The sequence below is a fragment of the Pseudomonas izuensis genome (assembly GCF_009861505.1).
Lineage (GTDB): Bacteria > Pseudomonadota > Gammaproteobacteria > Pseudomonadales > Pseudomonadaceae > Aquipseudomonas > Aquipseudomonas izuensis.
In genome coordinates this window covers 8878-24888 of the sequence record NZ_WTFT01000021.1, presented here as the reverse complement: position 1 = coordinate 24888, position 16011 = coordinate 8878, and the positions used below count along the sequence as shown (strand labels likewise).

At 62.4% G+C, this 16011-nt stretch carries 18 protein-coding genes; all 18 read right to left on the bottom strand.

What is annotated here, in order from left to right; all coding sequences use genetic code 11:
* Positions 1–233 precede the first annotated feature (233 nt).
* Positions 234–1097, bottom strand: a complete 864-nt coding sequence (locus tag GPL81_RS18810; RefSeq protein ID WP_160107921.1) for a CsgG/HfaB family protein — start codon at positions 1095–1097, stop codon at positions 234–236.
* Between the two features lie 28 nt (positions 1098–1125).
* Complete coding sequence (locus GPL81_RS18805; RefSeq protein WP_121102729.1) at positions 1126–1542, bottom strand: curli assembly protein CsgF; 417 nt, start codon at positions 1540–1542, stop codon at positions 1126–1128.
* A complete protein-coding gene (gene csgE / locus GPL81_RS18800; RefSeq protein ID WP_160107920.1) occupies positions 1539–1928 on the bottom strand; it encodes a curli production assembly/transport protein CsgE in 390 nt (129 codons plus the stop codon). Before csgE ends, GPL81_RS18805 begins: the two co-directional genes overlap by 4 nt.
* Complete coding sequence (locus GPL81_RS18795; protein WP_160107919.1) at positions 1925–2464, bottom strand: type II secretion system protein; 540 nt, start codon at positions 2462–2464, stop codon at positions 1925–1927. Before GPL81_RS18795 ends, csgE begins: the two co-directional genes overlap by 4 nt.
* Positions 2439–2813: a type II secretion system protein gene (locus GPL81_RS18790; RefSeq protein WP_160107918.1), complete on the bottom strand. Its 375-nt coding sequence runs from the start codon at positions 2811–2813 to the stop codon at positions 2439–2441. Before GPL81_RS18790 ends, GPL81_RS18795 begins: the two co-directional genes overlap by 26 nt.
* A gap of 4 nt (positions 2814–2817) precedes the next feature.
* Positions 2818–3291, bottom strand: a complete 474-nt coding sequence (locus tag GPL81_RS18785; protein WP_096512402.1) for a type II secretion system protein — start codon at positions 3289–3291, stop codon at positions 2818–2820.
* Between the two features lie 2 nt (positions 3292–3293).
* Positions 3294–5219: a secretin N-terminal domain-containing protein gene (locus GPL81_RS18780; protein ID WP_160107917.1), complete on the bottom strand. Its 1926-nt coding sequence runs from the start codon at positions 5217–5219 to the stop codon at positions 3294–3296.
* Complete coding sequence (locus GPL81_RS18775) at positions 5216–5734, bottom strand: hypothetical protein (protein WP_096512404.1); 519 nt, start codon at positions 5732–5734, stop codon at positions 5216–5218. The genes GPL81_RS18780 and GPL81_RS18775 overlap by 4 nt, the downstream gene beginning before the upstream one ends.
* Positions 5734–6282 (bottom strand): GspMb/PilO family protein, encoded by a 549-nt coding sequence (locus GPL81_RS18770; protein ID WP_160107916.1) that lies wholly within the window; start codon positions 6280–6282, stop codon positions 5734–5736. The genes GPL81_RS18775 and GPL81_RS18770 overlap by 1 nt, the downstream gene beginning before the upstream one ends.
* A complete protein-coding gene (locus tag GPL81_RS18765) occupies positions 6269–6814 on the bottom strand; it encodes a pilus assembly protein (RefSeq protein ID WP_160107915.1) in 546 nt (181 codons plus the stop codon). The genes GPL81_RS18770 and GPL81_RS18765 overlap by 14 nt, the downstream gene beginning before the upstream one ends.
* A gap of 1 nt (position 6815) precedes the next feature.
* Positions 6816–7619 carry a hypothetical protein gene (locus tag GPL81_RS18760; protein ID WP_160107914.1) on the bottom strand — a complete coding sequence of 268 codons (804 nt, stop codon included), beginning with the start codon at positions 7617–7619 and terminating at the stop codon, positions 6816–6818.
* The gene (locus tag GPL81_RS18755) at positions 7600–9306 is read right to left on the bottom strand and encodes a GspE/PulE family protein (protein WP_160107913.1); all 1707 of its coding nucleotides are present in this window, start codon (positions 9304–9306) and stop codon (positions 7600–7602) included. The genes GPL81_RS18760 and GPL81_RS18755 overlap by 20 nt, the downstream gene beginning before the upstream one ends.
* A gap of 84 nt (positions 9307–9390) precedes the next feature.
* Positions 9391–9921, bottom strand: coding sequence for a response regulator (locus tag GPL81_RS18750; protein WP_160107912.1), 531 nt, complete (start codon positions 9919–9921; stop codon positions 9391–9393).
* 222 nt (positions 9922–10143) lie between these two features.
* Positions 10144–11097: a peptidylprolyl isomerase gene (locus GPL81_RS18745; RefSeq protein WP_160107911.1), complete on the bottom strand. Its 954-nt coding sequence runs from the start codon at positions 11095–11097 to the stop codon at positions 10144–10146.
* Between the two features lie 13 nt (positions 11098–11110).
* Positions 11111–12661: a cytochrome c/ABC transporter substrate-binding protein gene (locus GPL81_RS18740; protein ID WP_160107910.1), complete on the bottom strand. Its 1551-nt coding sequence runs from the start codon at positions 12659–12661 to the stop codon at positions 11111–11113.
* A gap of 9 nt (positions 12662–12670) precedes the next feature.
* Positions 12671–13327, bottom strand: coding sequence for an SCO family protein (locus GPL81_RS18735; protein WP_160107909.1), 657 nt, complete (start codon positions 13325–13327; stop codon positions 12671–12673).
* Positions 13324–13980 carry an SCO family protein gene (locus GPL81_RS18730; protein WP_160107908.1) on the bottom strand — a complete coding sequence of 219 codons (657 nt, stop codon included), beginning with the start codon at positions 13978–13980 and terminating at the stop codon, positions 13324–13326. The genes GPL81_RS18735 and GPL81_RS18730 overlap by 4 nt, the downstream gene beginning before the upstream one ends.
* A gap of 12 nt (positions 13981–13992) precedes the next feature.
* On the bottom strand, positions 13993–15945 hold the full coding sequence (locus GPL81_RS18725; protein WP_160107907.1) for a YncE family protein: 1953 nt from the start codon (positions 15943–15945) through the stop codon (positions 13993–13995).
* Positions 15946–16011 lie beyond the last annotated feature (66 nt).

Genomic DNA, 16011 nt, shown 5'->3' with positions numbered 1-16011 from the left:
CGCCGTAAGGGCGAAACCATTGGAGGCCGTTGCCGCAGGAATGGATATGTACTCGGTCAACAAAAGATAGGTCGGCTATCAGGCCGTCTTCGCTGGCAAGCCAGCTCCCACAGGGATCGAGTACATCCGTGAAAGCCAGGTCGGCTCATAGGCCGTCTTCGCTGGCAAGCCAGCTCCTACAGCTTGGTCCGGAGTACATCCACGAAATCAGGTCGGCCCGAAGGCCGCCTCGTTCACTCATCCTCACCCTCAGGCGTCACCTTGTTCTGAGTCAGGTAACGATCCAGCGTCGCATCAGCCACGGGCGTGTTATCCCCGGCCACCTGCCACAAATGCCGCTCGATCCCTTGCGCCAGCATATGCCCCACCGCCGCCTCGATCGCCGACAGCACACACAGCTGCGCCGGTTCGTTGGTGGTGTAGCCAGCCTCGGCTTCCAGCAACTTCTTGAACTCGATGAATTTGAACACCCCGGCACTGCGGGCCACGGAGTAGATGGTCTTACTGGTCATCACGTTGGCCAGTACCTGCCCGCTGCGCACATCCACCGCCCGCAGGTTGACCGTGACCTGGTCCACCCGATATTCCCGGGCGATGTCGATGCCCAGGTAGCGAGCCCCTTCCCCGCCGCTCTTGACGTTGGTGTCGTAGGCGATGATCCCGCCCTCGAGCATCATGTTCGCCGCTTGCAGCGGTGGCAGTTCAGCCTGGATGTTCACCGGGGTATTCGGTTTCTTTTGCGAGGCGCGGATGATCTTGCGTTCGGTCAGCAGGTTTTGCAGCCCCTCACGCTCCAGCACCACGAACCAGCCGCTGGCCTGCAAGGCGTCCATCAACATGCTCGCCGCGCCCTGGGTGACGCTGGTGGAAAACGAACTGGCCGGGGTCGGCTTGTACTGTCCGGTCTGGTCACGGAAGCCGTACACCACGGCCATCAACCGGCCCTTGGGCCGTGGCATGTTGATCAGGTCGTAGTAGGTCGAGGCCCTGGGGGTCAGGGTCGGGATTTTCGGGTCTTGCTCGGCCGGCAATGGCTCGCGCAGTGCACACCCTTGTAATGCCGCCAACATCAGCCCTAGCGCTATTATTTTTTTCATGTCCTTAACTCCCCATCCCTAATCCCTATTAATTCAGCCCATTGACCTTGATTTCCGAAAGTTCACCCGTCGCCCGGTCAGTCACTTCAATCGTCAACTGCCCTGAGTCGTCGACGACGTTGACGATAAAAGCGTCCGTGGACAGGCTCCCGGTGTTGCCGGTAGAAATGTTGTCCATCAATTGCCCCAGCAACCGCGATTGCAACTGCGCGGTGAAGCGGTCCAGGGCCGAAGTCCCGGCCGCCGAGGTGCGGTTTTTCAAGTCCGGGTCGTCGAAGTCGTTTTGCGCCTGGGCGTTGTTGAGCAGCCAGGTGCCGTTCAACGGGTTGCCGCCGAACGAGGGGTTGATGGGCGTGTAGACCAGTTCCGTGGCCTGGACCAGTGCACAGCTTCCAAGCCCCAGCAAGCACCAGCTCGCGTGCTGCAAAAACGTTTTCGTTTTCATAGTTCGTCCCTCTCAAGGTCCGTGGTGTCCTGTAACAAGGTCTCCAGCTTGCGCTGGGTAATCTGCCCGCGTACCCAGTCGGCGGCGTTATAGGCGTCGTCCTTGAGGTCCACGGTGTTCGGCGGCAGGAAGCGCCGATAAACCAAGTGTTGTTGATATTCCACGGTCACCAGGCTGCCCCAGCGAGCCGAAGGTCGTTCGCGTACCACCAGGTTGAAATCCATCGGGCTGGTGGCGCGCAGGCGTTCACTGAATGAGTAATAAAAGTCATGGCCGATATGCGAGATCGTGTCGTCGATGATGAAACCCAGCATCTCGTCCTCCTCGCCCGCAGAGGCCACGCCGGTGCTCAACACCAGGATCAGCGCCACACAGAAGCGGTTCATGGCTGCAACGCCTGAGGTGCCGTGGACTGAGCTTTCACCGGTCCCGACGCGCCGTCGGTAAAGGCCTTCTCGGCGACGAACTGCCAGTCCTTGTAGCTGGCCATGCCGTTGAAGTCGGACCACTGGGTAGGAAAGTCCGTCTGTTTCAGCGGCTTGTCCGTGGACGTGCTGCTGATGCCGGTGATGCGTCCGTCGAAGCCGCGCATCAGGAACCATTCGCCATTGCCTATCGGGTCTGGATAGAGCTGGCGCAGATGGTGCCTGGCGCTGGGAAAACGCTCGTCCTGCAACAGGTCGGCGAGGTCTTTCGGGTACTGGGCCAGGCCTGGCGAACTGCGGTAGTAGCTGCGCAGTGCCTGGGCGTACTGGGTGCCGACCCACAGTAGCTGGCGTTCGCGGTCACGCCGTGCGGCGGTGGCCCACAATTCGCCGGCACTGGCCAGGGCCATGCCCATCACCATGATCAGCAACAGCACACCCAGGTAGGTGAAGCCGTCCTCTGCAGCAGGCCTACCACTCGGAATAAAGACTGCCATCACGCGCCCTCCCTGTGGCACCACTCTTGATATCCGCCACCCCACCGGCCACGCCGTCAGGCGGCGCCACCATGACCCAGGTGTCCTTGCGCTCGGCGATCGGGTCCGTCGGCGAGTTGCGCAGGTAACGCAACTCGACCAGTTGGTCGAGGGAGTCGGGGTAGCGCCCGGTGTCGCCGTAGTAGTGGTCCAGCGCTTCGCGCATTGCCGACAGGCTCTGGCGCAAAGTGGTCTCTTTCGAGGCCTCCAGGCTGTTGAAATAACGTGGCAAGGCGATGGTCATCAGGGTCGCGATGATTGCCATGACCACCATCAGTTCCAGCAGGGTAAAACCCTTTTCCCGACGCATATGCTCACCACTCCCGGTAGGCGATGCCGTTGAGGCCCTTGCCACGGGCCTTGGAGTAGACGTCGAAGACGTCCTGGCCATCCCGTGGGTTCTCAGCCGAACTGTCATAAGCGCGCAAGCCCCAGCCACCTTCGTCGTCACGCTTGACCGCCGCCAGCGGGTCGTGGGGAATGCGCCGCAGGAAGTAGAACTTCGCGCCCTTGGCACTGCGTACATCACGCACGCCATCGACCAGCACTTTCAGGTTGGGCGGGTAGCCGTTGCTGTCGAGCGTCTTCTCGATGTAGCCCGCATCGAAGGCCCGCTTGTAGGCGTCGATGGCATCGCGGATCTGGTACAGCGCGGTGCGCAGATCCTGCTCTTTGCCCCGGCGCACCACGGTCTCGGTCAGCGGCGCGGCCATGCCGGCCAGCAGGCCGATCAGGGCCAGCGTTACCACGACTTCGATCAAGGTAAAACCGCGTTGCGAGGCGTTCATGATCAAGGCTTCCCGACGCTGACTTGCACGTTGGTTGCGGTGACTGGCCGACCGATAGGCTCAGCCTGTACCGAAGGCTTAGCCTGTACCGAAGGCTTAGCCTGTACCAAAGACTTAGCCTGTACCGAAGACAGAGGTTGTTCCGGAGACTCAGGTTGGGTCGGCGTTTCCAGCCGGCGGTCCGGCGCCTGGATGTGCATGCTGGTTTCGGTACCGGTGGGGAATTCCATGTCCGACGGGCTCTGGTACGGCAGGTTGCGCACGATCCGTGGCGTGATCGACAGCACCAGCTCGGATTTGCTGACGTCATCCTTGTTGCTGCCGAACAGACGACCCAGGCCGGGAATGTCGCCCAGACCCGGAATCTTGTTGCCGGTGGCGCCATGGTCGTTACGCATCAGCCCGGCCAGGATCTGGGTTTCGCCATCATGCAAACGCAGGGTGGTCTGGGCGTTGCGGGTGTCGACCTGAACCGGAATCGTGCCTTGGCGCGTCGGTTCCAGCGGCGTGGCGTTACTGACCTCCAGGGCGACCTTGATCGCCACTTCATTGTTCAGGTGAACGGTTGGCTGCACCTCCAGTTTCAGACCGACATCGAGGTATGTCACGCTTTCGGTGATCACCGGTCCCTGGGTCGACGGCACCGAGGTGGCACTGATGATCGGCACGCGCTGACCGATGTGGATGCGCGCCTGTTCGCGGTTGCTCACCCGGATCACCGGGCTGGCCAGGGTGTTGATGTCCTTGTCCTGGGCGTTGATCTTGGCCTGTGGCGAAGGCGAGATGGTGATCCGGCTGGAGTTGATGCCCTTGAGCTGGTCGAGAATGCTCACCGCCGAACCGTCGCTGTTGACCACACCGAAGGTGTTCGGCCATTGCAGGCCCAGGTCGAGAATGCGCTGGGTGGCGACCTCCATCACTTCCACTTCCAGCACCACTTCCGGGTTGGACTGGTCTTGCGATTGCAGGAGTTTTTCGGCCATGCGCACCGCGTCGCCGGTGTCGCGCATGGTCAGGGTGTTAAGGCGTTCATCGACGAACACATCGCGGGTCTTGAGCATGGTCTTGACCATGTTCAGCGCGGTGTTGGCATCGATGCTGGTCAGGTAGAAGGTGCGCATCACCAGCTCCTGATAATCCTTGAGCTTCTGAGGCGTGTCCGGGTAGATCAGCAGGGTGTTTTCGTTCACCACTTTCTGATGCAGCTGGTTCTGTTGCAGCAGCAGTTCCACGGCGTCTTCGATGCGCACGTCACGCACGAAGATGGTGGCTTTCATGTCCGGGCGCAGGTCCTTGTCGAAGATGAAGTTCAACCCGGCGACCTGGGACAGCACTTCGAAGATGGTCTTGAGGTTGGCGTCGCGAAACTCCAGGGTGACCGGTTTGTCCAGGCGGGTGCGCAGTTGTGGATAAGGCACCACGTTGCGGCTCTGCACCAGGCGGATGTCACCTTGCAACGCCAGGGCGCCTTCATTGTTCGGGTCCAGTTCGAGGATCTGTTTGACCTGACGGTCGGCGCCGTAGATGTCGCCACGACGCAGGTCGCCACGGGCCAGTTCGAGTTTTTCATCCAGGTTGCGCATGTGCTCGAGCTGGCGCAGTGCGTCCTGGGCCCGGCGGTTGTTCGGTTCGATGGTCAACACCCGGCCGTACGCCATACGGGCCGAAGCGAAATCGCGCTGGGCACGGTCCATGTCGCCCTGGGTCAACAGCGTGGTCACCGCACGGGCACGGTTGCTGTTGAGTGCCAGGTGCAATTCGGTATCTCTAGGGTTTTGCCGCAACCCCTCCTCGATCCGTGCCAGACCGGCTTCGTACTGACCCGACTCCATCAGTTCCGACGCTTCATCCCTGGCAACCTGCGAAGAACTGCACGCGACCAGCCCGGCACACAGACCAATGCTCAACAGCAAACGGGATTTGTTCATTGCTCGCTCCCCACAGACAGGGTCTGGGACAAATGCAGAGGCAAATAGACGAGGCTCAGTTCCAGATCGGAAATCCCCTCGATCTTCCATGTTTCGTCGATCACATCCCCTTTGCGCACGACGTAGATTTTCTCGCCGTTCTGCAAAAACACTTGCAGGTCGGTGCGGTCATCCATCTTGCCAATGAACTGGAAAGGCATTGGCGGTGCAGTGGGGACCTGCACCACGGGAGCTACGTTGACAGCTTGTTCGGTGACGCTGGCCAGGGTCGGTGCGGCCTTCCAGCTGCGGGCGGCGAACAGGTCGCCGGCCGGGCTCAGGTCCTTGATTTGCGCTGCCGCCTCGGCGGCCTTGGCGGCCGGCAATGCACCACGGACCTTGTCTTTGGCGGGCGTGGCCACCGCGGCCACGTCGACCCCGGTGTCATCGGCCTGTTTGAAATATTCGGGCAACCAGGTCAGCGCCGCGGCCACACCGAGGAACGCCACCCATCCCACTGCGCGTTTGTTGTTCATCATGACCTCGACAGGTAAAGGGTCATGCGGATCCGCCCGTTCAGGTCGGTGTCGGCGATCTTCTTGCGCTGAAACTCCACGTCCTCCACCACCACTGCCGGCAACTGGCGGAGCAAGGCGTGCAGGAAGCGCCGCAGTTGCGGGTAGCTGCCCCGCACTGGCAGCAGAATCTGATAACGGGCCAGGTGCGTCTTGGGATCGACGCCCAGCGAGTACTCGCCACGCGCCAGGGTGATGTGCTCCAGGGCAGCCAATGCGTAGATCTTGTCGATGGCCACTGTCGCCTGGGGCTGCGACGGCAACTTGCTGCGGAAATCATCGAGCTGACGTTGTGGCACCACCGGGGCGGCCACCGTGCCGTCCTCGACCTTGGCCAGGTACTCGCTGGCTTCACGGGTCTGCTGGCTCAGGCTCTGCAACGATTGCCAGTCCGGCAACAGCCCGGCCAGGCCCCAGGTCAAGGCCAGCATCAGCAGGGCCAGCCCCGCCAGGCCAGGCACGCCCAGGCGTTGCAGGTACTCGTGGACGATCAATCTAGGGATTTGCATCGCCAATCTCCCAGGTAGCCGACAAGTTGAACCGGACAGGTTGCTCCGGCACGTTGGCAACGATTTCGTGGCTCAGCAGCGACACGTCGGACAACTCGTCGGTGGCTTCGAGGCGCTGGTGGAAATCGAGCATGGCCTCCAGGTCCCGCGCCTCGGCGCTGATCCGTACCTGGCCCTTGCGGGCGTCCGGGGTCAGGGTCAGCAAGGCAATGTTCTCGCGGGGCATGGCTTCGAGGGTGGCGAACAGCCGTTCCCAGGGCCGGCGCAATTGCTGCGACACCTTGCGCATTTCGGCCAGGTTCTGCGCCTGCTCGCGGGTTTCCGCCGGGGTCAGGCTGACCTTGGTGCCGGTGTCACCGGTGAGGACGCGCTGGGTGGTTTGCAGATGACCTTGCTGTTGCTCGGCCTCCACACTGAGGTGTTGCTGGATCACCACGCAGGTCAGCGCCAGCACCACGCCACCGGCCAACAGGCTCCAGCCCAGCGGGGTCGAGCGGCGATGGGGTTGAAAGTCGAGCATCAAGGCGCGCATGTCAGGCCACCGCCCGGGACATGACGTACAGGCAATCGCGTACGTCTGTCCGGTCCTCTTCCAGGGTTCGCAGGTGCACACCGGGTACATCAGGGTGCGAGTCGATGCGCGCCGGAGCGTGCAGGTAAACATTCAGCGGCCGTTCGCTGGTGGAGGCCTGCAATTGGCTTTCGCGACCGATCAGCGCGGTCAGCGCGGCATCGCTGTCGCTGCTGCCCACCGAGCGCACCGCCGTCCAGCGCCCTTCACGGGCCAGCAGCAACACGCTGCGCACCGGCTCGGCAACCACGAACAGGAAGTCCCCGGCGTCGAAGCTCCTGTCGAAATGATTGAACGCCGCCATCAGGTACGGCTGCACCGAACGCAGGCGCAGGCCCCGACCGCTGACCAGGGTGCGCAGGCGCTCCAGCAGGTCTTGTGGCAGCGCCGTGGCAATCCGGTCGTAGCCGGCGGGTTCGGCCGAGAGCACCAGGCGCCAGGGTTGGCTCGGGGCGCCGTAGAGGTCTTCGAAGCACAGCTGGGCAAAACCGAGCAGTTCGTCAGGGCTGCCGATCTGGTCGCTCCAGGGCACCAGGCAGAAGCGGCTGAAGTGGCCGGAGATCACCACGGTCAGTTCCGCTCCGGCGCGGGCATGTTCGCCCAGCAGGCGGTCGAGGGTTTCCAGGGCGACGGTCCAGGCAAGGAAACCTTCATCGATGAAGCCGACGCTGCCCAGCCACAGGGTTTGACTGCCCTGGCGCTGGCCGAGGCCGACACCACTGGCGCCGAGGACGGCGACATAACGCTCACGAGATAAAAGTGACACGATTGATCTCCTCGAGAGTGGTCCGGCCTTGTTGCACCAGTTCCAGCGCGGATTCGCGCAGCAGGCGCAAGCCACGCTTGCAGGCGTGGGCCTTGATTTTCGAAATGGGTTGGCGCTCGACGATCATTTGCCGCAGTTCGTCGTCCAGGTGCAGCAACTCGGCAATCGCGCTGCGTCCCCGGTAGCCGGTACCCCGGCAATGGCCGCAACCCTTGCCATGGACGAAGTGGTAATGCGCGACCTGTTGCGGATCGAGCCCCGAGGCTTCCAGCTCTTCTTCGCCAGGGGTGTAGGGGGCGCTGCAACTGGCGCAGACCAGGCGAATCAGACGCTGGGCCAGCACGGCATTGAGCGCGGAGACCAGGCTGTAGGGGTCGATTTCCATCTGGGTGAAACGGCCGATCACATCGAACACGTTGTTGGCGTGGATGGTGGTGAACACCAGGTGGCCGGTGAGTGCCGATTGCACGGCGATTTGCGCGGTATCGGGGTCACGGATTTCACCGACCATGATCTTGTCCGGGTCGTGACGCAGGATCGAACGCAGGCCGCGGGCGAAGGTCAGGCCTTTCTTCTCGTTGACGGGAATTTGCAGCACCCCCGGCAGCTGATATTCCACCGGGTCTTCAATGGTGATGATCTTGTCCACGCCGTGGTTGATCTCGGTGATCATCGCGTACAGCGTGGTGGTCTTGCCGCTGCCGGTGGGGCCGGTGACCAGCACCATGCCGTAGGGTTCGGCGGCCAGGCGGCGCAGTTGGCGCAGGGTTTCCTCTTCAAAGCCCAGGGCCTGTAACTGCACGCCGCAAACCTTGTCGGCCAGGTCCTGTTTGTCGAGCACCCGCAGCACCGCATCCTCGCCAAAAATGCTCGGCATGATCGACACCCGGAAGTCGATCTGCCGACCGCTGATGCCGATCTTGAAGCGGCCGTCCTGGGGCACGCGTTTTTCGCCGATGTCCAGTTCGGCCATGACCTTGACCCGGGAAATCACCTGCTCGGCGAACTCGCTGCCCTGGATCTTGCTGATGTTGTTCAGCACGCCATCGATGCGGTACTTGATCACCAGGCCGCTGCCGGTGGTGCCCAGGTGAATATCGCTGGCGTGCATTTTCAGGGCGTCGTAGAGGGTCGAGTTGACCAGCTTGACCACCACGCTGGAGTCTTCGCTGATGCTGGTCAGGGACAGGCTTTGCAGGGTATCGATTTCAGTATTGCCGTCGGCCTGGGCGTTGAGCGACTCCACGGCGTGGAAGCTCTCTTCGTGGCGCGCCAGGTAGGCTTTCAGGTCATCGGCGTGCACCAGGTAAAGCGGTGCGCCGTGCAGGCAATCGTCGATCCAGGCCAGGCGCGCGGTATCGAAGGGGTCGGCGAATACGCCAATGACCTCATCGTTGTGACGCAGCAGGGTGAATTCGCGCTTGAGGCACTGGGCCAGGGTGACCCGGTCGAACACCGGGGTGGCTTGAAACAGGCTGTCGGTGTCGAGCACCGGATAATGCAGGGTAGCGCCGAGGCACTGGATGAAAGGCATGGGGGCCAGATCGCACAGCTCCCCGAGGGCTTGCAAGACTCGCTCGCCGGAACTGACGGCCAGGGAACGCGCCTGGGCCAATTGCTCACTGGAAAACCGGGTCGGTACACATTCGAGCGGCACTGCATCGACGACAAGGGATAGACGGTCCATGGCTTGCTCTCCAACGCCCGGGGCTTTGAGCCCTGTCGGCGCGGCGAGCAATTGCGGCGGGTGCCGGAACGTCTTGTCGCGCCACTACTCCCCGGTGAGCAATTGTTCGTCGTCTGGCGCCCTGGCGGCCGAATTTTTTCGGCGATCGGCAAGCACCCAACTACCGTCGTACAACTGCAGCGGGAAACTTTCGGTCCTGCTCTGGCGTCGTTCGACGAATCCTTCGGATGTGTTCATGCCTGTCTTGGGTTCGCGCTGCATCCCCAGAAGATCAAGAATTGCACGGGCCAATTCCGCCAATGGAAACGGTTTGAACAGGATATGGCTGACTCCCAGTTGCCGGGCCCGCTCGCAAACCTCTGCGGTTGGGTGCCCTGTGATCAGCACAAAATGACAGTTCCTGTTCTGGCGGACGGCATCGAGCACCTCAAAGCCTTCTATATCCGGCAAGCGGTAATCGAACACCATCACATCGGGGGCAAATCTTTCGGCTTCATCGATGCCTTCTGCCCCGTTATGAGCAATCCGGACTTCCAGCCCTTGCACCTGCAGATAATCCTGGAGGTTTTTGGCAAGTAGCTGTTCGTCTTCGACAACCAGTATTTTGTTTAACAAGGTGGACTCCTTGAAACCGCAGGGCCGAATACCGAACCTGGCGGAGTGCGCGCCTTACAAGGTCTAACGCACACTTCATGCCAGGCTGAGCGCCGGTCGTTTTATCGCTTCATGTCCTTGAATTTAAAAACAATGCCTTTTCGTCCACGTACCCCACCCCCCAAAAGCGGGGAAAACCGAACGGGTGTGCATTGAACCTTTTCCCCACTGTTGGGGAACCGCTCAATCGTCGTCGATCCGTTCGATCCGATTGCTGGAACGCAGCTGTGCCAGAACCTGCAGACGGGCTTTGACCTGTTTCTGTCGGGCAAGGTAAGCCCGAACCATGTCAAGTCCTTGCTCCTCTGTGACATCCGCTGCCTCCATTCGGTTCTGTAAATAGATCAAGTGCCAGCCAACCGCCGTACGTACCGGTTCGCTGACCGCTCCCGGTGCCAGGGCAAAGGCTGCCGCCTCGAACTCGGGCTGCATGCGCCCGCGGGGAAAGTAGCCCAAATCGCCACCCTGGCTGGCCGATGCGTCTTCGGATTCGCTGCGGGCGACACTGGCGAAGTCTGCCCCTTCTGCAATCCTCTTGCGCATTGTCTCCAATCGTAGTCTCGCTGATGTAACAGTGGAAGCATCCGCACCCTGAGGCACCTTGATCAGGATATGCCTGACCTGTATTTCCTCGGGCCGGATCATCTGGGCGCGGTACTCTTCGAAAAAAGCATGGACCTGTTGCTCGTCCGGTTCACTGACCCTGGTCAGTTCGCTGAACATCTTCTGCGCCGCCAGGTCCCGGCGGGTGTACTCGATATAAGCCGCTTCATCGAAACCGGCATCCTCAAGGCGCCGGGCGAACACCTGCGCGCCGCCCATGGCCTGACGCGTCTGGTCCACCTGGCTCTGCACCATGGCATCGCTGACCACCACCCCGCGCCTGACCGCTTCCTGCCAGAGCAATTCCTTGTCGATCAAGGCGTCCAGCGCAGCCTTGCGCAACTGTTTGTAGGCGCTGGGACTGCGGATGCTGGCGACCGCCCGGCCCTGATCCTCCAGGTACTCGGCAAAATAGCGCTCCAGGCGCAACTGCGAAATTTCCTCGCCATTGACCCGGGCCGCGACCTGGCCATTGCTGCAAAACGCCGCAGGCACCCACAACGTCAACAGGATCAGCACAGTGTTGAGTTTCATGTTCGGCCTCCGGTCAGGGCATGGCGGCAATGGGTTTGTAAGGGGCAACCAGATAGAAACGCTGGTCGGACAGGTCCACCGTGACCACATGGGCGCCGTTGAGGCCCAGGCGGCGACCCGGTCCGAAACTGATCAGCGGGGTCAGTCCGGTATCGAAGTCATGCAGGCCCTCCAGGGCGCTGACCAGCTTTTCGCGGCTGGCGTCGCGCCCGGCCCTTTTCATGCCTTCGCTGAACAACATCATCGAACTGAACGCGCCGACCTGCATTACCGCATGCTCGCCACCGAGCTTCTGCTGTTCACGCAATTGGGTCAGGGCCAGCCGCCCGCCCGGCGTCCAGTCGCCGGGCACGAACGGATAGGCCAGGAACACCCGTCGGGAAAAGGCGCCGGGCATCTGCAACAGGTCGCCTGCCACCTGATTCGACGCGGCGAACAGGTAGGGCACCTGGCCCGCCGTCTGCAAGCGTTCGGCCAGGCGACTGAAACCGCTGCTGTTGCCCAGATAGAACACCGAGCGCGAGCCCAGCGGCAATTCATCCGGCGCCGACGGCCAGAGTTGCAGGCGCACTTTCTGCCAGGCGTTGTCTTGCAGGTACTGGGCGAGGTTCTCCGCGGCCAGCCGTTGGCCGGGCTCGTCCGAGTAGGTGATCAGCGTGGGCCCTTGCAACACCCGCAGACTGGTGGCGGCGTAATCGGCCAGGGCAATCATTTGCTCACGCAACCCCGGCAGCGGTTCGAAAATCTGCCGGCTGACCTGGGCCGGGCCTTGCAATGACAGTGGCCCGATCAGCGGCACACCGGCCTGTTCCAGGCGCGGTGCCAGTTCCGCCTCGAGGGCCGGTGCCAGCGGAGCGATCAGGGCGAACACCTGCTCCTGTTCGATCAGTTGATTCAATGCTTGCACGGCACTGGCACGATCGGGCCCCGGGTCGAGGATGGTCAGGTGCAACTGCCGGCCATGAATCCCGCCCGCCTTATTGATGCGTGCGATACAGCCTTTGAGCACCGCCGCCACTGTGGCGCCCTCCTCGCTCAACGCGCCCGTGGCCGGCAGCAAGGTGCCCAGGTGCAGGCTGTCGGGGCTCAGGCCCGGATCGCGGTCATCGGCCAGGCGCTTGAGGTAAGCCGTGAGGTTGCGCTGATCGTTCATCGACAGCACGAACCGCGGCATCGCCGGGTCGAGACGATTGTTGCCGGGGTCGCGCCCCTCCTGCACCGCCCTGGCCAATGTGCTTTCGGTATACGCCGGGTACTTGCGCCCATTGATCTGCTGCTGGCCATAGGTGCTGGTGAGCCGCGACCAGGTCAATTCCGGCGGCCGCACCCCGCCCTCGGGACGCCCCAAGCCATCGGTGCCATGGCAATTGGCACACGGCAGGCTGGTCGCCGGCAGCACCATGTCCGCCGCCCCGACCCGGGCCATGATCGGCTCACCGCTGGCCGACACACCCTCGCGGTACAGCCGCTTGCCGGCGCTTTCGCCGGGAGACAGCGGCAGCGCCCGGACGGTCAGGCTCACGCTTGCGAGGAGGAGCAGGCCGAGGATGAGGGCGTTTTTCATGACGCGCACTCAGCGACCGGCCACGGGCATTGTCAGCAACTGCAAGCGCTGGGCAATGGCGGCGGCCGGGGCATCGGGGCGGATTTTGCTCCAGCGCTTGTTGGCCACGTCGCCAACGATCAACTGCGTGGAATGCTGCTCGGGGGTCGGCACGATCTGGCCGATACGGCCCAGGACCAGATCCATTTGCGCCTTGTCGCCGGTAAGAAAAAGCCAGTGGGGGCCATCGACGCCCTGCTTCAAGGTGTAAGCCTTGAGTACCGCTGGAGTATCCCGCAGCGGATCACTGGTAAGGGAGATAAAGGTGACGCCGTCCGCCTTGTCGCCCAGCACTTCACGCACTTGCTTGAGTTTCTGGGTGATCAGTGGGCAGGCATCGTTGCAGCTGGTGTAAATCACATTGAGCAGCACCACGCGGTTCTGTAGTGCGTCGCTGTAGAAGCGCAGGGTATTGCCGTTCTGGTCCTGCAACGGGGTGTCGGTGAACCAGGTTTTGGCATCGTGGGTACCGCTGGCCGGTTGTTGCGCAGACGCCGCAGGCATCCCGGACGTCGCCGGTGCTTCAGCGGCAGCCAGCACCGTTTGCCCATGCCCTTCATGGGAAAACGCCAGGAAGCTGATCACGCAGAAGCACATGGTCAGGAGGATCAAGGCGAGCGCTTTCATGGCTGATGCTCCATGGCAATGGCAGTGTGTTTGGCGTGGGCATTGCGCTCGCCGCTGAGTTTTTCCACTTCTCGGCTGAGCACGGCCGGGTCGGTGAAACCGTAATAACGGGTCCAGTGACGGCTGTTGCCGTCACCCACCAGGATCAGGGGTTGATGGTTTTTGAAGTCGCCACTGAAGCTGCCCAGGCCCTTGAGGGTTTCGTTGACCGACTGCGGGGAACCGGTGAGCCAGCTCCAGCCCGGACCGTTCTGGAAGGTACGTGCGTAATCGTTCAGGCGTTTGGCGTCGTCGCGCTGCGGGTCGATGCTGATCGACACCAGCTGCACTTCAGTGCCGACCCGTGCCCCCAGCTGCTTTTGCACCTTGCCCATGATCGACGACACCACCGGGCAGACCGTGGTGCAACTGGTGTAGATGAAGCTCATGACCACGATCTTGTTTTGCACCAGGTCCTTTTCCAGGCGCACGGTCTTGCCGTTCTGGTCCACCAGTGCCACGTCGGCGAACTTGACCTGGGCAGTCTCCGAACTGGCGCTTTTCACCGCTCGGGTGTGGCCGGCATGTTCATCTGCCGAGTGAGCCAGGGCCTGGCCGACACCAACGGCCAACAGGCAGAGCGTCAGCAGTCCACGATGTGCAAATCGGTTCATGTCGATGTCCTCTCAATGAGTTTCGCCGGGCAACACCCGAACGCTGGCAAACGTCTGGTCGTCGAAGGTCGCGCCCAGGGATGCCGCACGCACGTGCAGATACCAGGCGCCTGTCTGGTCGAGGGTGACCGGGGCTTCATAAACCCCGTTGCCGACATCCCGTGCCGCCACCAGCTGAGACCGTGAACTCGGCGCCAGGAAGTAGCGCACCTGCACGTCTTTGACGCCGCTGAGCCGGGCCTTTTGTTTGCCCTGGACGATGCGCAAGCGCACCACGTATGGGCTGCCCAGCGCGACGGTGGAGTGGTCGAGCATGAACTCCACTTTCGGCACACCGGCGTGTTGCACGGTGTTCTTGCTCGCTTCGACCACGGTGCTGAAGCAATGGATGATGTTCGGTTGATTGAGCAGGAACGCCACGTCGAAACGCCCTGCCGGTGGCAGTTTGATCCGTGCGCTGTACAGGCCCGGCTCGACTTCGCGCAGGCTGCGGTCGATGACCAGCGCCGCCCGCGCCACTTGCCCGCGATTGGGATAGCCGGACATCGGCGCGTTCATGCCTTCGGCATAGAAGTAGGTGGTGTTGTCCACCGGGTTGACCACGAACACCGCATTGTCATCCCGTGACACCGCCAGGCTCGACGCCAGCGGCAAGTCGCCGGCCAGGCGTGGTGGCTGGGTACCCGCCTCGAATCCCTGGCTGATCGGCTGGCGGCCTTCCCCCAGCGACGACAGGTTGATCATGGTCACTTTGGACGACGCCAGGCCACGAACGTAGGCATAGGCCTTGGTGAACACCACTTGATAGGGTTCGGCGGACACGTCCAGTTCATGGATCAGCGAATCGGTGGCGGCGTCTATCACCGAGGCCCGGTTTTCCAGGGTGTTGAGCGCGATGCCAAAACGGCCGTCGGCGCTGAAGCCCATCGGGCCGAGCCCCTGTTTCATCCTGATCACCCGCCGCACCGACTGGCTCGCGGCATCGACCACGGTGACGGTGCCGTCCTTGCCGTCGGCCACGTACACAGCGCCAGACAGCGGCGAGTACACCACCGACAACGGGTGCGAGCCGGTCTTGAGCTGTTTGATCAGGGTCAGGCTGGCGATATCGATGATGCTCAGGGTGCCGTCGTCGCGGTTGCTGACAAAGGCAAAACGGCTGTCCTTGCTGAAGGCGATTTCGTGGTGCCCGCTGCCGGTGGCCAGGTGCTTGAGGGTTTTCAGGCTGGCGGTGTCGATCACAGTGACCCCGGACTGCTCCGCGGACTTGGCATTGTTGCCCACCCACAGCAGGCGTTCGTCCGGTTGCAAGGCCACCCGCACCGGGTTGCTGCCAGCCGCCACCGAGTCCAGCTGTTTGAATTGTTCGCTGTCGATCACCGCGACTTCGCCTGCTGCCGGCATCGACACAAAGACCCGCTTGTTGTCCCGTGGCGTCACCCAGTCCATCGGCGGTTGCTTGAGATCGATGCGGGTCAGGGTGCTGGTGATCCCGCCCACCGACACCGAGGGATCGACCACCGAGACGCTGGCATCGCGGTTCATCACCAGCAGGAAGTAGCTGTTGAGGTCGAGCAGCGGTCGCGCGCCGATACTCGATTTAAGGAACACGCCGACCCGGGATTTGCAGCTCTGTTCGCGCCCTTGGGCCTGGTCGGCGGCCACGGTTTCCGGGTCGAGCCAGGCACCCGGGGCGACGCCTGCCAGCGGTTGGCCTGAAGCCTTGTCCGTGACGCGGAATCGCACATCGGCGAATTCGCCTTCACGCAGCACGCCATCTTCGGCCAGTGCTCGCATGTCGAGCACCACGGACACGCCATCACGTTCCAGGGTCTGGCCGGTCCAGGTATCGGGCAGTGTCACCTCGCTGAGCATGACCGGGGGCGACGTGCGCGATACCCCCAGCCAGATCAGCGCCACCCCGATAACCAGGGCACAACTGGCGAATGTGATGGTCCTGTTCATGCCACTTCTCCCCTTAACAGATCGGTGCCTGCCTCAAAACCGTGGTGCTCCCATCGCGGGCAAGCC

Excerpts from the sequence above, each read along its gene's own strand:
- GPL81_RS18725 (WP_160107907.1), bottom strand. The coding sequence starts at position 15,945 with ATGAACAGGACCATCACATTCGCCAGTTGTGCCCTGGTTATCGGGGTG.
- GPL81_RS18775 (WP_096512404.1), bottom strand. The coding sequence starts at position 5,734 with ATGAACAACAAACGCGCAGTGGGATGGGTGGCGTTCCTCGGTGTGGCC.
- GPL81_RS18780 (WP_160107917.1), bottom strand. The coding sequence starts at position 5,219 with ATGAACAAATCCCGTTTGCTGTTGAGCATTGGTCTGTGTGCCGGGCTG.
- GPL81_RS18745 (WP_160107911.1), bottom strand. The coding sequence starts at position 11,097 with ATGAAACTCAACACTGTGCTGATCCTGTTGACGTTGTGGGTGCCTGCG.
- GPL81_RS18805 (WP_121102729.1), bottom strand. The coding sequence starts at position 1,542 with ATGAAAACGAAAACGTTTTTGCAGCACGCGAGCTGGTGCTTGCTGGGG.
- GPL81_RS18740 (WP_160107910.1), bottom strand. The coding sequence starts at position 12,661 with ATGAAAAACGCCCTCATCCTCGGCCTGCTCCTCCTCGCAAGCGTGAGC.
- GPL81_RS18735 (WP_160107909.1), bottom strand. The coding sequence starts at position 13,327 with ATGAAAGCGCTCGCCTTGATCCTCCTGACCATGTGCTTCTGCGTGATC.
- GPL81_RS18770 (WP_160107916.1), bottom strand. The coding sequence starts at position 6,282 with ATGCAAATCCCTAGATTGATCGTCCACGAGTACCTGCAACGCCTGGGC.
- GPL81_RS18755 (WP_160107913.1), bottom strand. The coding sequence starts at position 9,306 with ATGGACCGTCTATCCCTTGTCGTCGATGCAGTGCCGCTCGAATGTGTA.
- GPL81_RS18785 (WP_096512402.1), bottom strand. The coding sequence starts at position 3,291 with ATGAACGCCTCGCAACGCGGTTTTACCTTGATCGAAGTCGTGGTAACG.
- GPL81_RS18810 (WP_160107921.1), bottom strand. The coding sequence starts at position 1,097 with ATGAAAAAAATAATAGCGCTAGGGCTGATGTTGGCGGCATTACAAGGG.
- GPL81_RS18730 (WP_160107908.1), bottom strand. The coding sequence starts at position 13,980 with ATGAACCGATTTGCACATCGTGGACTGCTGACGCTCTGCCTGTTGGCC.
- GPL81_RS18790 (WP_160107918.1), bottom strand. The coding sequence starts at position 2,813 with ATGCGTCGGGAAAAGGGTTTTACCCTGCTGGAACTGATGGTGGTCATG.
- GPL81_RS18765 (WP_160107915.1), bottom strand. The coding sequence starts at position 6,814 with ATGCGCGCCTTGATGCTCGACTTTCAACCCCATCGCCGCTCGACCCCG.
- csgE (WP_160107920.1), bottom strand. The coding sequence starts at position 1,928 with ATGAACCGCTTCTGTGTGGCGCTGATCCTGGTGTTGAGCACCGGCGTG.
- GPL81_RS18795 (WP_160107919.1), bottom strand. The coding sequence starts at position 2,464 with ATGGCAGTCTTTATTCCGAGTGGTAGGCCTGCTGCAGAGGACGGCTTC.